The 14,489-nt window shown below is 62.0% G+C and carries 16 protein-coding genes; 14 read left to right on the top strand and 2 right to left on the bottom strand.

The genetic code is table 11. The annotated features are described in order from the left end of the window. The first annotated feature begins 455 nt into the window (after positions 1-455). The gene (locus tag ACQRBV_RS17775; protein WP_060756838.1) at positions 456-1,250 is read left to right on the top strand and encodes a helix-turn-helix transcriptional regulator; all 795 of its coding nucleotides are present in this window, start codon (positions 456-458) and stop codon (positions 1,248-1,250) included. 44 nt (positions 1,251-1,294) lie between these two features. On the opposite strand, the gene hpaA is transcribed toward ACQRBV_RS17775, so the two are convergent. Continuing rightward, positions 1,295-2,155: a 4-hydroxyphenylacetate catabolism regulatory protein HpaA gene (gene hpaA / locus ACQRBV_RS17770; RefSeq protein WP_060756839.1), complete on the bottom strand. Its 861-nt coding sequence runs from the start codon at positions 2,153-2,155 to the stop codon at positions 1,295-1,297. A 128-nt stretch (positions 2,156-2,283) separates the two neighbouring features. Here hpaA and ACQRBV_RS17765 point away from each other — a divergent pair, with 128 nt between their 5' ends. From ACQRBV_RS17765 to hpaI, 8 genes are all read left to right on the top strand, one after another. Continuing rightward, positions 2,284-2,949, top strand: a complete 666-nt coding sequence (locus ACQRBV_RS17765; protein ID WP_411985028.1) for a fumarylacetoacetate hydrolase family protein — start codon at positions 2,284-2,286, stop codon at positions 2,947-2,949. Beyond that, positions 2,946-3,716, top strand: coding sequence for a fumarylacetoacetate hydrolase family protein (locus ACQRBV_RS17760; protein WP_411985027.1), 771 nt, complete (start codon positions 2,946-2,948; stop codon positions 3,714-3,716). The genes ACQRBV_RS17765 and ACQRBV_RS17760 overlap by 4 nt, the downstream gene beginning before the upstream one ends. A gap of 5 nt (positions 3,717-3,721) precedes the next feature. Next, a complete protein-coding gene (hpaE, locus tag ACQRBV_RS17755; protein WP_090369951.1) occupies positions 3,722-5,182 on the top strand; it encodes a 5-carboxymethyl-2-hydroxymuconate semialdehyde dehydrogenase in 1,461 nt (486 codons plus the stop codon). Positions 5,183-5,230: 48 nt separating this feature from the next. Then, the gene (gene hpaD, locus ACQRBV_RS17750) at positions 5,231-6,088 is read left to right on the top strand and encodes a 3,4-dihydroxyphenylacetate 2,3-dioxygenase (RefSeq protein ID WP_090369949.1); all 858 of its coding nucleotides are present in this window, start codon (positions 5,231-5,233) and stop codon (positions 6,086-6,088) included. Between the two features lie 15 nt (positions 6,089-6,103). Beyond that, positions 6,104-6,496, top strand: a complete 393-nt coding sequence (locus ACQRBV_RS17745; RefSeq protein ID WP_104994248.1) for a 5-carboxymethyl-2-hydroxymuconate Delta-isomerase — start codon at positions 6,104-6,106, stop codon at positions 6,494-6,496. A gap of 132 nt (positions 6,497-6,628) precedes the next feature. Then, positions 6,629-7,933: an MFS transporter gene (locus tag ACQRBV_RS17740; RefSeq protein WP_244699694.1), complete on the top strand. Its 1,305-nt coding sequence runs from the start codon at positions 6,629-6,631 to the stop codon at positions 7,931-7,933. 11 nt (positions 7,934-7,944) lie between these two features. Beyond that, positions 7,945-8,748, top strand: coding sequence for a 2-oxo-hept-4-ene-1,7-dioate hydratase (gene hpaH, locus ACQRBV_RS17735; protein WP_411985026.1), 804 nt, complete (start codon positions 7,945-7,947; stop codon positions 8,746-8,748). Between the two features lie 16 nt (positions 8,749-8,764). After that, entirely contained in the window at positions 8,765-9,565 is an 801-nt protein-coding gene (gene hpaI / locus ACQRBV_RS17730; protein WP_411985025.1) for a 4-hydroxy-2-oxoheptanedioate aldolase, read from the top strand. 140 nt (positions 9,566-9,705) lie between these two features. Here the strand turns inward: hpaI and hpaR are convergent, their stop codons facing one another. Continuing rightward, a complete protein-coding gene (gene hpaR, locus ACQRBV_RS17725; RefSeq protein ID WP_104994252.1) occupies positions 9,706-10,134 on the bottom strand; it encodes a homoprotocatechuate degradation operon regulator HpaR in 429 nt (142 codons plus the stop codon). A gap of 207 nt (positions 10,135-10,341) precedes the next feature. Here hpaR and ACQRBV_RS17720 point away from each other — a divergent pair, with 207 nt between their 5' ends. From ACQRBV_RS17720 to ACQRBV_RS17700, 5 genes are read left to right on the top strand one after another with little or no spacing between them, the layout of a single operon-like run. Beyond that, on the top strand, positions 10,342-11,640 hold the full coding sequence (locus ACQRBV_RS17720) for an NAD(P)/FAD-dependent oxidoreductase (protein WP_090369937.1): 1,299 nt from the start codon (positions 10,342-10,344) through the stop codon (positions 11,638-11,640). A 31-nt stretch (positions 11,641-11,671) separates the two neighbouring features. Further along, positions 11,672-12,037 carry a cupin domain-containing protein gene (locus ACQRBV_RS17715; protein WP_090369935.1) on the top strand — a complete coding sequence of 122 codons (366 nt, stop codon included), beginning with the start codon at positions 11,672-11,674 and terminating at the stop codon, positions 12,035-12,037. A gap of 12 nt (positions 12,038-12,049) precedes the next feature. Then, positions 12,050-12,871: a molybdenum cofactor biosynthesis F family protein gene (locus ACQRBV_RS17710; RefSeq protein ID WP_060756849.1), complete on the top strand. Its 822-nt coding sequence runs from the start codon at positions 12,050-12,052 to the stop codon at positions 12,869-12,871. After that, on the top strand, positions 12,864-13,664 hold the full coding sequence (locus tag ACQRBV_RS17705; RefSeq protein ID WP_411985024.1) for an SDR family NAD(P)-dependent oxidoreductase: 801 nt from the start codon (positions 12,864-12,866) through the stop codon (positions 13,662-13,664). The genes ACQRBV_RS17710 and ACQRBV_RS17705 overlap by 8 nt, the downstream gene beginning before the upstream one ends. Continuing rightward, a complete protein-coding gene (locus ACQRBV_RS17700) occupies positions 13,657-14,409 on the top strand; it encodes an SDR family oxidoreductase (RefSeq protein WP_411985023.1) in 753 nt (250 codons plus the stop codon). Before ACQRBV_RS17705 ends, ACQRBV_RS17700 begins: the two co-directional genes overlap by 8 nt. Positions 14,410-14,489 lie beyond the last annotated feature (80 nt).

Raw genomic sequence — 14,489 nt, 5'->3', positions numbered from 1 at the left:
CGCGCAGGAAGTCCATTACGACGAATTGTCCGGATTGGAGCACGCAGGGCCGGGCACGTCTGTCACCCCAAACCCGGACATTCCTGCACGCCAACGGACCTCGCTGATGGTTCATTACTGAAACGATTAAAGCTCTGTAGGACATTGGCTATATCCGGCCGATGTCACTTGTCTAAAATTTCTATTTAAAATTAATATTTCACTTAAATATCAAGTAGTTAAATAACTCTAAAAATCACCTCCGGCTTTTTTCTGTCGGAATACACCTTCAGAAACGTCGAATTAATGACACCGTTTTTATGGCAGGTTGTGTCCCTCGTTTCCGCTACATACGTAGGACAATTCGCTATGGCTAAATAAAATCTCGAACTCCGAGCTGCGTTCAATGAGTACGGCACGTCCCTCCAGACCCGGGGCGTCCGTTGACGGTTTTCGACATCAAGGATGAGATGGCTATGAGTCTGCCCCGTAGTATTGGCAACACGGAAAACCCGCATTTCTATGCTGAATTGGGTGAGTTGATTTCCAACAGCGGCCACACGAACTTCGCCGCCAACATGCTGCACCTGTTGGACAAGTGGGTACCGATTCACATGGTAGACCTGAGTGAATGGACCCTCGATGAACTGCGCGACAACGTGCTGGATATCACGTTGCTGGGCAGCGCCGGCCTGCAACAAGACCTGTGCGCGCCCCAGCCCTTGCAGCCGCTCAAGGATCATCCGCTGCTGCGCGAGATGCTGCGCATGCAAGACCCGCTGCTGATCCAGTTGAAGGCCAAGGCCGACAGCACTCATCCGCTGGGCACCTCGCACCAGTGCAACCTGGTGTCGCGCCAGGGCAATCGGCGCTGCGTGATTTCACTGTATCGCCAAGCGACCCAGCGTGGATTTTCCCTGGCCGAATTGTCGTTTCTCAAGAGTCTGTCAGACACCTTGCTACCGCTGATGGAGCGGCATGCGCAACTCCTGCGCCAGGCACCCGACACCGAGGCCGAGCCGAGCCACAACCTGATGGAGCAGTCACAGTTGCAGCGTGAGTTCTACAAGCGCTTGTCGCTCAGTGACATCACCCTCTCCGCCCGGGAGCAGGAAGTCTGCCTTGGCCTGTTGACCGGCGGCACCGTGCCGCAAATGGCGGAAAAACTCAGCGTGAAAAACAGCTCGATCGAAACGTACCTCAAGCGTGCCGCCGCCAAGTTGGGCGTCAGCGGCCGCCATGGCCTGGCCAAATGGATGGTTGGCGCCTGATGAGCTGATGGACTTTCGCCGCGCTGGGCATGGCGCGTGGAGCATCAACGCAAACCCGACTGCCGCAACCGGTATTCCCCCGGAGTCAGCTGTGCGTAACGAAGGAAAAACCGGCTGAAATAGGCCGGGTCCTTGAACCCCAACTGGTAGCAGATTTCATTGGCGGAGCTGCCGGTAAACAGCAACAGGCGCTTGGCTTCCTGCATCAGGCGCTCCAGGATCAGGCGCTTGGACGGCAGGTCGGCCAGGCGCCGACAGACCTCATTGAGGCGCGCTTCGGTGACGCCGATCCCCTCGGCGTAACGCGCCAACGGCCAGTGCTCCAAATAGTGGGCTTCGATCAGTTCGTTGAAGCGATGGAAGATGCGCAGATCCTCATGCCGCGTCGGGCGCGCCGGCAGCGAGTGGGCGCACAGCCGCAGCAGGCGAATCATGATCAGGCGGGTCAGGCTATCCAGCGCGGCGGCGCGCCCTGCCCATTCGGCGTTGATTTCGCTGCTCAAGGCTTCAAACAGTTGATCCAGCCCTTGGGCATCCTCCGTCAACGTGACGCAGGCGGCACCTGAGGCCAGGCTGGGGTCGGCTTCCATCAAGGCCCAGACCAATTGCTGGCGCACCGTCAACACATGCCCATCGGCATCGGCTTCAGTGACAAAGGCATGGGGCACCGTGGGCGGCGTGAGGAAAAACATCGGCCCCGACTCGACGAACTGGCGGTCATCCAGATACACCCGCACCGCGCCACTTTTCACGTAATGCACCTGGAAAAACCGGTCATGCCGATGCACAGGCATGTTGCGCCCGAAAAATCCCGCCAGGTTGGCGAGCTTGTCGTAATGCACCTCGGCATCGCTGTAACGCTGGTCGTAGACCTGCCCGATATTGATATTGGGAATCGGCTTCACGCTGCTCTCTTCTTGTTATTGAGCGGTCGCTGGATTTTGCCACGCTTGACGGTAGTTAACATATTAATTATAACGTTAACAAATTAACGAACGGCCGATGCAGCCGTCGCCACCGTCAGGAGAAACGCATGAGCCGTACCCTGCATGATGTTGCCAGCGGCACCCTGTTCGGCGTTGCGCTGAACTACCAGGGCCTGCTGGACCAGCATCTCGCCGCCTTCGAACAGGCGCCCTACCAGAAGCCGCCGTCCAAGCCGGTGCTATTCATCAAAACCCCCAATACGCGCAATGAGCACGACGGTGTCGTCCTGCATCCCGCAGGAGAGCGCCTGCAACCGGGGCCTGCGCTGGGTGTGGTGATCGGCCGACCTGCCAGCCGCGTCAGCCTGGAAAACGCCATGGCCCATGTGGCCGGGTATGTGGTGGTCAATGAGTTCAGCTTGCCGGAAGACAGTTACTACCGCCCTGCCGTTAAAGCCAAATGCCGCGATGGCTTCTGTGCCTTGGGGCCGCAGGTGGTGCCACGGGATCAAATCGCCAACCCCAATCAGTTGAGTCTCAAACTCTGGGTCAACGGTGAGCTGCGCCAGGAAAACTCCACGTCCAACTGGGTGCGGGACATTGCGCAATTGATCGCCGAGATCAGCGAGTTCATGACCCTGCACCCGGGCGATGTGCTGATCACCGGCACCCCGCAAGGCCGTGTGGATGTGCAGCCAGGCGACCGGGTTGAAGTCGAGATCGAGGGCGTGGGCCACCTGGTCAGCCATGTCCAAGCGGAGAATCAAGCATGAGACACGCCCACATCCGCTTTGAAGGTCAAACCCACGCCGTCCAGGTCGAGGCCGATAACAGCGTGCGCCTGAACGATGGCCGCCGGGTCGCGGAAGATCAGGTGCAATGGCTGCCGCCGGCTACCGGCACCATGTTCGCCCTCGGCTTGAACTACGCCGACCACGCCGCCGAGCTGGCCTTCAAGCCGCCGACCGAACCCCTGGTATTCATCAAGTCCGTGGGCACCTACACCGGCCATCGTGAGGTCACCTGGCGCCCGGACAACATCGCCTACATGCACTACGAGTGCGAGCTGGTAGCGGTCATCGGCAAGACCGCACGCAACGTCAAGCGCGCCGAGGCCCTGGACTATCTCGCGGGCTACACGGTGTGCAACGACTATGCGATCCGCGACTACCTGGAAAACTACTACCGCCCCAACCTGCGCGTGAAAAACCGCGACGCCACCACGCCGGTCGGCCCGTGGATCGTCGATGTGGCCGACGTGCCCGACCCCGGCAACCTGACCCTGCGCACCTGGATCAACGGTGAACTGCGCCAGACCGGCAATACCCGCGACATGATTTTCGATATTCCCTACCTGATCGAATACCTGTCCAGCTTCATGACCCTGCAGCCCGGCGACATGATCGCCACCGGCACGCCCGAGGGCCTGGCCGACGTAGTGCCAGGCGATGAAGTGATGGTGGAAGTCGAAGGCGTAGGCCGCCTGGTCAACCGAATTGTCAGCGAGGCGGACTTTTTCTCCGCCCGGAAAGAGGCGTGAACCGCATGATCAAACATTGGATCAACGGCCGTGAGGTCGAAAGCAAAGACACCTTCATCAACTACAACCCGGCCACCGGCGAGGCCATTGGCGAAGTCGCCAGTGGCGGGGCCGCAGAGGTCGCCCAAGCGGTGGCGGCTGCCAAAGAGGCGTTCCCCAAGTGGGCCAACACCCCGGCCAAGGAGCGCGCCCGGTTGATGCGCAAGCTCGGCGAATTGATCGAGCAGAACGTACCGCGCCTGGCCGAGCTGGAAACCCTCGACACCGGCCTGCCGATCCACCAGACCCGGAACGTGCTGATCCCACGCGCTTCGCATAACTTCGACTTCTTCGCCGAAGTCTGCACACGCATGGACGGCCATAGCTACCCCGTCGACGATCAGATGCTCAATTACACCCTGTACCAGCCGGTGGGCGTGTGCGGGCTGGTGTCGCCGTGGAACGTGCCGTTCATGACCGCCACCTGGAAGACCGCACCGTGCCTGGCGCTGGGCAATACGGCGGTGTTGAAGATGTCGGAGCTGTCACCGCTGACCGCCAATGAGCTCGGGCGCCTGGCGGTGGAAGCCGGGATTCCCAACGGGGTGCTCAATGTGATCCAGGGTTATGGCGCGACTGCCGGCGATGCGCTGGTGCGCCACCCGGACGTGCGCGCGATTTCCTTTACCGGGGGTACCGCCACCGGCAAGAAAATCATGCAGACCGCCGGCCTGAAAAAGTACTCCATGGAGCTGGGCGGCAAGTCGCCGGTACTGATCTTTGAAGATGCCGACCTTGAACGCGCCCTCGACGCCGCGCTCTTCACCATCTTTTCCCTGAACGGCGAACGTTGCACCGCCGGCAGCCGGATCTTTATCCAGGAAAGCGTCTACCCGCAATTCGTCGCCGAATTTGCCGCTCGTGCCAAGCGCTTGATCGTCGGTGACCCACAAGACCCGAAGACCCAGGTCGGCTCGATGATCACCCAGGCACATTATGACAAGGTCACCGGCTACATCCGGATCGGCCTCGAAGAAGGCGCCACCCTGCTCGCCGGAGGCCTGGAGCGTCCGGCCAACTTGCCTGCGCATTTGAGCAAAGGCCAGTTTATCCAGCCGACCGTCTTTGCCGATGTGCACAACAAGATGCGCATCGCCCAGGAAGAAATCTTCGGCCCGGTGGTGTGCCTGATTCCCTTCAAGGATGAGGCCGAGGCGCTGCAACTGGCCAACGATACCGAATACGGCCTGGCCTCTTACATCTGGACCCAGGATATCGGCAAGGCCCATCGCCTGGCGCACGGAATCGAGGCCGGCATGGTATTTATCAACAGCCAGAATGTGCGGGACCTGCGCCAGCCGTTCGGCGGGGTCAAAGGCTCCGGCACCGGGCGCGAAGGCGGCCAATACAGCTTTGAAGTGTTTGCCGAGATCAAGAACGTGTGCATTTCCATGGGCAGCCATCACATCCCGCGTTGGGGCGTATAGCCACCGACGTTTGCACTCCAACAAGAATAATGACTCAGGAGAATCATCATGGGCGAAGTGGTTCTGGCAGCGAAAATCTGCCATGTACCGTCGATGTACCTGTCGGAACTGCCCGGCAAACATCATGGCTGTCGCGAAGCGGCGATTGCCGGCCATAAGGAAATCGGCCGTCGCGCTCGAGCATTGGGCGCCGACACCGCCGTGGTATTCGACGTGCACTGGCTGGTCAACAGTGGGTATCACGTCAACTGCGGCGCACAGTTCCAGGGGACCTACACCAGCAACGAGCTGCCGCACTTCATCAAGAACATGGACTACGCCTACCCCGGCTGCCCTGAGCTGGGAGAGCTGATCGCCGCCGAGGCCAACCTGGCCGGTGTGCGCAGCATGGCCCATAACATCCCCAGCCTGGAACTGGAATACGGCACGCTGGTGCCCATGCGCTACATGCACATGGACGTGCCGGAGGCTGAAAAACTCCAGGTCATTTCCATCGCCGCCTGGTGCGCCTGGCATCGCCTGGAGGACAGCTTCACGTTCGGCGCCGCCGTGCGCCGAGCCATCGAAAAGAGTGACCGCAAGGTCCTGGTGCTGGCCTCCGGCTCGCTGTCGCACCGTTTCTCGGACGACCGCGAGGCCGAAGCGAATATCCACAACTGGACCCGCGAATTCGACAAACAGATGGACCTGCATGTCGTGGAAATGTGGAAGCAAGGCCGCTTCAAGGAGTTCTGCGCGATGTTGCCCGATTACGCCGAACACTGCTTCGGCGAAGGCAAGATGCACGACACCGCCATGCTCCTGGGCCTGCTGGGCGGACCGGAATATGCCCAGCCCGCCGAGATCATCACGCCGCCGTTCGGCAGCTCGGGCACCGGTCAGATCAACGCGATTTTCCCGCTGTAAACCTGGGAGCAAGCCATGCCGCACTTTATCGCCGAGTACACCGACAACCTCGAACAACAGGCAGACCTGCCCGGCCTGTTTGAAAAAGTCCACCGCGTGCTGGGAGACAGTGGCGTGTTTCCCCTTGGCGGTATCCGCAGCCGGGGTGTGCGCCTGGACACCTGGCGCATGGCCGATGGCAAGCACGACTACGCCTTTGTGCACATGACGCTCAAGGTTGGCCACGGCCGCGACTTGGCCACGCGCCAGGCGGTGGCCGAGGCGGTCTTTGCGCTGATCACCGCGCACTTCGCCGAGCTGCAGGCGCAGCGCTTGCTGGCGCTGTCGTTCGAGATGGTCGAGCTGCACCCACAGCTCAACTTCAAGCAGAACAACGTGCATGCGTTCCTGAACAACCCGGCGAACTGAAACGGACGCAGTCCTTGCAGGAGCGAGCTTGCTCGCGAAGATCCCACAAGCACCGTGGGTAACCAGGGGTACTGCGTTTTGTTGAGGTTTTTCGCGAGCAAGCTCGCTCCTACAAATAAAAAGTACAACATCATGAGCACAGCCCATTCCACTGCCAGCCGCGTACTGGCCGAGCACGACCGCACCCATCGTTTAGTCACCTGGCGCCTGATGCCGCTGTTGCTGGTGTGTTACCTGTTCGCCCATCTGGACCGCATCAACATCGGTTTTGCCAAGATGCAGATGAGCAGCGACCTGCACTTCAGCGATACGGTCTATGGCTTCGGCGCCGGGCTGTTCTTTATCGCCTACGCGCTATTCGGCGTGCCGAGCAACATGGCACTGGACAGGGTTGGCCCGAGGCGCTGGATCGCCAGCCTGATGATCGTGTGGGGGCTTTTGTCCACCGGCATGTTGTGGGTCGAGAGTGCTCGTGGCTTCTATGTGCTGCGTTTTCTGCTGGGGGTGGCCGAGGCAGGGTTTTTCCCGGGCATCCTGGTGTTTCTCAACCGCTGGTATCCGGCGCGCCGTCGCGCTCAGGTCACCGCGCTGTTTGCGATTGCGGTGCCCATGGCCGGAGTCCTGGGTGGGCCGATTTCCGGTGCCATCCTGGAAAATTTCCACGACGTAGGCAGCCTGCGCGGCTGGCAGTGGATGTTCCTGATCGAAGGCGCGCCGGTGGTGCTCCTCGGGCTGGTGGTACTCAAGTGGTTGCCGGAGGGTTTCGATTCGGTGGACTGGCTGACGCTCGAGCAAAAACAACAACTGCGTGCCCAACTCAGCAGCGAAGAACAGCGCAAGACCATCACCTCATTCGGCGGCATCCTGCGTGACCGGCAAGTGTGGCTGCTGGTGGCGGTGTATTTTGCGGTGATGCTCGCGGTGAACACCCTCGCGTTCTGGATGCCCACCCTGATCCACGGCGCCGGTATTGGTCGCGACAGCCAGGTCGGCTTGTTGAGTGCCGTGCCGTATCTGGCCGGCTGCTGTTTCATGATCGGCTGCGGGCGGTCTTCCGACCGTCATCGCGAGCGCCGCTGGCACCTGTGCATACCGCTGCTGATGGCCGCCGTCGGCATTGCCGTCGCCGGCCTGGCGCCGGGCAACCCGTTGCTGGTGATGAGCGGGTTGGTGGTGGCCGGCATGGGCGCCAGTGCGGCCCTGCCGATGTTCTGGCAGTTGCCGCCGGCGTTTCTGTCCAACACCACCCAGGCGGCCGGCATTGCCATGATCAGCTCGTTCGGCAGCATCGCCGCGTTCCTCGCGCCCTACCTGATCGGCTGGATGCGCGACGCTACTCAGAGCGCCAGCCTGGCCCTGTATGGACTCGCCCTGTTTATCGCCTTCGGCGGCCTGCTGGTGCTGCGCACCCACGCCGCCATCGTCAACCCACACTAGAGACCATTGCCATGCTCGACTCCCAGCAAATCCTCGAGGCGGCCAACCGCCTGGACCAAGCCGAACGCAGCCGTGAACAGCTACGCCAGTTTTCCCTCGACTACCCGGGCATCACGATCGAGGATGCCTACGCGATCCAGCGCGCCTGGGTCGCACAGAAGACCAAGGACGGGCGCACCTTGAAGGGTCACAAGATCGGCCTGACTTCGCGCGCCATGCAGGTCTCGTCGAACATCACCGAGCCCGACTACGGTGTGCTGCTCGATGACATGTTTTTCGACGAAGGCAGTGACATCCCCTTCGAACGCTTCATCGTGCCGCGGGTGGAGGTCGAACTGGCATTCATCCTCGGCAAGCCCCTCAAAGGCCCGAACTGCACGGTGTTCGATGTACTCGACGCCACCGAGTGGGTGATCCCGGCCCTGGAGATCATCGACGCACGCATCCAGCAGGTCGACCCCCACACCCACACGACCCGCAAGGTGTTCGACACCATTTCCGACAACGCCGCGAATGCCGGTGTGGTACTCGGCGGCCGCGCCGTGCGCCCCACCGAGATCGACCTGCGCAAGGTGCCGGCGGTGCTGTACCGCAATGGCGTGATCGAGGAATCCGGCGTATCGGCGGCGGTGCTCAACCACCCGGCCAAGGGGGTGGCGTGGCTGGCCAACAAACTGGCGCCGTACGACGTCACGCTGCTGCCGGGGCAAATCATCCTGGGGGGCTCCTTTACCCGGCCGGTGGCGGCCAACCCTGGCGATACCTTTCATGTCGACTACGACCTGCTCGGGTCGATTGCCTGCCGTTTCGTCTGAGCCCTGGAGGATTGCCATGGACATGCCCATCAACCGCTTCAAACACCGCTTGCTCAACGGCGAAGTACAGATCGGCCTATGGCTCGGCCTCGCCGACGCCTACTGCGCGGAACTGGCCGCCAACGCCGGTTTCGACTGGCTGTTGATCGACGGCGAACACGCGCCCAACCCCTTGCAGGGCATGCTCGGTCAGTTGCAGGCCGTGGCGCCCTACCCTGGCCAGGCGTTGATTCGCCCGGTGATCGGTGACAGCGCGCTGATCAAGCAGCTACTGGATATCGGCGCCCAGACGTTACTGGTGCCGATGGTGGAAAGTGCCGCCCAGGCCCGGGAACTGGTACGCGCCATGCGCTACCCGCCTCAGGGTATTCGCGGGGTCGGCAGTGCCTTGGCCCGGGCGTCACGCTGGAACAGCATCCCCGACTACCTCGACAAAGCCGATGAGCAAATGTGCCTGTTGGTGCAGATCGAAAACCGCGAGGGCCTGGCCAATCTGGACGCGATTGCCGCCGTCGACGGCGTCGACGGTGTCTTTATCGGCCCGGCGGACTTGAGCGCATCGATGGGACATCGGGGCAATCCTGGGCACCCTGAGGTGCAGGCGGCGATCGAAGACGCCATCGTCCGCATCGTGCAGGCGGGTAAAGCGGCGGGGATTCTCAGTGCCGATGAACGCCTGGCGCGACGCTATATCGAACTGGGCGCTACGTTTGTGGCGGTGGGGGTGGATACCACGGTGTTGATGCGCGGGTTGCAGGCGTTGGCCGGAAAATTCAAAAGCATTCCAGCGGTCGCAACGCTTGGCGGGGTGTACTGATAATCCCGTGTGGGAGGGGCGGTGCGACGACTCGACTTGCCCCGACAGCAGTGTGTCAGGCACCGGGTGCTTGGCTGAACTACCGCTATCGGGAGCAAGCCCCCTCCCACATTTTGCTTCTCAGTGGGAGGGGCAATGATTCAGCGCTTGAGGTTGATGTTCTTCAAGTCTTCCAGCAGCCCCAACAGGGCCTCGAACTTCTCTTCGCCCAACTGATCCTGCAAGCGCTGATAGTTGGCCTCCATGCACTGGCTCATGGACTGGAAACTCGCTTTGCCCTTGTCGGCCAGCGTCACCAGTACGCGGCGCTGGTCCTGCTCGGCCTTGCGCCGATGCACCATGCCGGCGGCTTCCATGCGCACCAGCACGCCGGTCATGCTCGGCTTGAGGATGCAGGCCAGTTCCGCCAACTGGTAAATCTCCAGCTCACCATATTGCTCAAGGATGCGGATGATCCGCCATTGCTGTTCGGTCAGGCCGTGCTCATTCAAGGACGGGCGGAAGAAACTCATTGCGGCTTCGCGGGCTTGCAGCAGGGTCAAGGTCAGGGACTGGCGAGGTTTGGACATAGGGATCAGGGTCACGAGGTATTTAGTTAATAATTTAACGAAACTCTAGCATTCCCTGCCGACGAGCGCGCTATAACTTGTTGATCGCACCGCCCGTGGCGCTCTGAATCAAATGCCTGGGCACGCAGCGTCAAGACTTCCATCCCGTCTGGGGCCCTAATGGAGGCATCCGCTTTAGAGCCTTCCTTCACTTTTTCAGGCTACGCCATGATCAACATCGAAACCCCGACGTATTACACCGCGACCAAGAAATACAACCTCAGCTTCCCCACCCTGGAACAGGATATCGACGCCGATGTGGTGGTGATCGGCGGGGGTTTCTCCGGCATCAACACGGCCCTGGAACTGGCGGAAAAAGGCATCACCAACATCGTCGTGCTGGAGGCACGCTACCTGGGCTTCGGCGGCACTGGCCGCAACGGCGGGCAGATCATGGCCGGCATTGGCCACGACCTGGAGAAGATCAAAAAGGATGTCGGCGAAGACGGCCTGCGCCAAGTGTTCGAGATCAGCGACCTGGGTGCCGACATCATCAAGAACCGTATCGCCAAGTACAACATCGATGCGGATTTCTGCCACGGCTACGGCTACATGGGCTTCAACGCCCGCCAGGAAAAAACCCTGCGCGCCTGGGAAAAAGACTTCAAGTCGATCAACAGCCAGCACGAGATCCGCTTTCTCGGCGGCAGCGATGTGCAACAGATCATCGGCTCCACCGCCTACACGAGCGCCCTGCTGCACATGGGCGGCGGGCATGTGCACTCGCTGAACCTGCTGCTGGGCGAAGCCACCGCCCTGGCCGGCCATGGTGTACGGATTTTCGAGAACAGCCCGGCGCTGGAAGTCCGCTATGGCGAGCGCATCACCGTGCGCACCGGGCGCGGTTCGGTACGCGCCAGCAAGTTGTTGTGGGCCTGCGACAGCTTCCTCAACAAGCTGGAACCGGAGCTGCATCGCTCGACCATCAACACCTACGCGTTCCAGATGATGACCGAGCCGTTGCCCGAAGAGTTGATCCAGCGCATCAGCCCGATTCGCGGGGCCTACAGCGACATCCGCCCGGTGATCGACTACTACCGCGTGACCAACGAGAACCGCCTGCTGTTCGGCGCCGCCACCCCGCTGGTGGAACATATTCCCCGCGACCTAAAGGCCTGGAACCGGCACCTGATGCTGAAGATTTTCCCCTACCTCAAGGACGTGAAAATCGACCTGGCCTGGGGCGGCCCGATGGCGTGCAGCCCCAACCTGTTTCCGCAGATCGGCACCTTGCCGGGGCGCAGCAATGCGTTTTTCGTGCAGGGCTACTCAGGCTTTGGCGTAACGCCCAGCCACATCATCTGCAAGGTTTTAGCCGAAGGCATGAGCGAAGGCTCGGCGCGCTATGACCTGGTCAGCTCCATTCATCGCCCCACCATCATCGGCAAGGACGCTATCCGCCCATTGCTGCTGACGGCGGGCAAATCCTGGCACCAACTTTCCGGTTACTGGAACGGGCGCCGCTAATCCCCCTTTTTACTCATCAGGAGCAACTGCCATGACCCTTACCACCCTCAAACACGACGTCCAGCTATCGGCACTCGACGCCTGGGGCAGTGTGGCCGACCTCGGCTCGCAGATTCTCGAAGGCGAAGTACGCGCCTTCGGCAAGATGACATTCGGCGCGCCGACCGACCCCGTCAGCAGCGCTTATTTCGGCACGACCCAAGGCAAGTTCCGCATGATCTACCCGTTCGCCGAACAAGCCACCCTCCTGACCGGCGAGGTGATCCTGACCGATGAATCCACCGGCCAGTCGGCGCGCTACAAGGCCGGAGACAGCTGGTTCGTGACCAAGGGCACGCCGGTGTTGTGGGAAGTGGTCAGCGAGAGTTTCGTCAAACACTACTTCGCCGTCGTGTAAGGAGGCGTTGCCATGACGAGTTCTACCGATTGGATCACCGTCGGCGCGCTGGCCGACGGTTTCGCCCCGCACGCCTTTATCCTGCCGAACCTGGCCGAACTGGCCGGCCAGACCTTCACCCTGCACTTCGCCAATGGCTGGCAGATCGAGCACCGTTTCGAGCCGGAGCGCCTGGCCTGGCATGCCGCCGATGGGCACTCCAGCGGCAGCGCGCCCTACCGCGCCACCTCGATCCGCCCAGGGCTGTACCTGGTGGATTTCATCAAGCACGAAGCCGGGCAAAGCTGGTCGATCAGCCTGGTGCTGGATGTTGCGGGAGCGTCGTTCACGGCCGTGATCGGCAGCCTGCCCAGTCCACAGCAGACCCAGGAAGGCCTTTACCATCGTGCCCTGGCCGGCAAACCGCTGACCTCGGTGCAGGTCGACTTCCTCCACGGCAGCCTCGACCGCCCCTGGCAGGACGGTCATTGCCTGCACGCACCTACCGCCGAGCTGGTGGGGCTGCGCAACCAATATCGCTACAGCCCCAGCGAAGTCTATGAGCACATCTACCTCAACGAGCGCTTCTACGCGTGGCAGTGCCTCAAAGGCGTGGAGCAAGGCCTGTGCGACACCGACCGCTGCCATTACTACAAGATCGCCGAACAGCTGTACCTGTTTGTATGGCAGGAGAAGATCGTGCCCACCCTCGGCCTGGTGCTGATTGATCTGCAACAGCACCGCAGCGACGGCAAGATTTTCGGCTATGCCGGGACGTCGTTCGATGCGCTGTCGAACTTCCCGGTCAGCTCGTACTGCCAGGTCCTCAACCGCACGGAATACCCCCGTGACTGAGCCGCGCACGGTGCTGATCACCGGCGCCGGCAGCGGCATCGGCGCGGCCTGCGCGCGGATGTATGCCGAGGACGGCGCACGCCTGGTGCTGGTCGGCCGGCGTCGTGAGCCGCTGGAGCAGGTGGCACGCGAAACCGGTGGGCTGATCCTGGTGGGCGACGCCGCCTGCCCGGACACCTGGGACGGCTTTATCCAGCAGATCCATGAGCATTACGGGCGCCTCGACGTGCTGCTGGCCTGTGCCGGTGGCCATGGCCAGGGCAGCGCGACCCAGACCCGCCCCGCCACTTGGGCAGACGCCCTGCGCAGTAACCTCGACAGCGCGTTCTACAGTGCCCGCGCCTGTTTGCCGTTGCTGCAGGCGAGCACGGGCAACATCGTGCTGATCGGCTCCATCGCCTCGTTGGCCGCAGGGCCTGAAGTGTGCGGCTACACCACGGCCAAACATGCGTTGCTCGGGCTCAACCGCTCCCTCGCGCGCGATTACGGGCCGTACGGCGTGCGGGTGAACGCGGTGTGCCCGGGCTGGGTACACACGCCCATGGCCGATGCGGAGATGCAAGCGTTGATGGACGCTTATGGCGATACCTTGCAGCAGGCCTATGCCCGCGTATGCACCGACGTCCCTTTGCGACGGGCCGCCCAGCCGGAGGAAATCGCCAAGGTGTGCCGCTTCCTGGCGTCCAGCGATGCCTCGATCATGACCGGCGCCACCGTGGTGGCCGACGGTGGTTCCAGCATCGTCGACGTTCCCACGCTGGCTTTCGCACACTTGGAGAGCGCCCATGAATGACCTGGAATTCAGCGGGCAAGTGGTGCTGGTCACCGGCGGCGCCCAAGGCATCGGGTGTGGCATCGTCGAGGCTTTTGCCCGGCACGGCGCACGGGTGGTGATTGCCGACCGCCTGCTGGCGCAGGCCCAGGCAGTGGCCGCGACACTGTGCACGCAGGGTTATGACGTCCAAGCGCTGGGTGTGGACCTGGCGGAGGCCGAGGCGGTGCGGGACTGCGTCCAGGCGCTGCCCCGGCTGGATACCGTGGTGCACAACGCCGGGTATTTTCCATTGACCGCCCTGGAAGACATCACCCCGGCACTGCTGCAGCGCACCTTGGCGGTCAACCTGTCGGCGCTGTTCTGGCTGACCCAGGCGGCGTTGCCGATGTTCCGCGCACAAGGCCGGGGCTGTGTGCTGGTCACGTCGTCCGTCACCGGCAATCGGGTCGGCTACCCGGGGCTGAGTCATTACGCGGCGTCCAAGGCCGGGGTCAACGGTTTTATCCGCAACGCCGCACTGGAGCTGGCACCGCTGAACGTGCGGATCAATGGCGTGGAACCCGGCATGATCGCCACTGCGGCGATGGGTAATCTGGGCGACGCTTCGGTGACTGACAGCATCGCCCGTCGCGTGCCCCTGGGGCGCCTGGGTGTGGCGGCGGATATTGCCGGGGCCATGCTGTTCCTGGCCTCGGATCTGGCCAGCTACATCACTGGGCAGACCCTGGTGGTGGACGGTGGCTCGACCTTGCCGGAGGTCTGAAACCCGATCCAAATGTGGGAGGGGGCTTGCTCCCGATAGCGGTGGGTCAGTCAATACAAGGACTGACTAATCCACCGCTA

The organism is Pseudomonas sp. R11F (assembly GCF_050312575.1).
GTDB lineage: Bacteria > Pseudomonadota > Gammaproteobacteria > Pseudomonadales > Pseudomonadaceae > Aquipseudomonas > Aquipseudomonas palleroniana.
The sequence above is the reverse complement of the archived record's forward strand: the minus strand, read 5'-3'. Positions and strand labels throughout refer to the sequence as shown.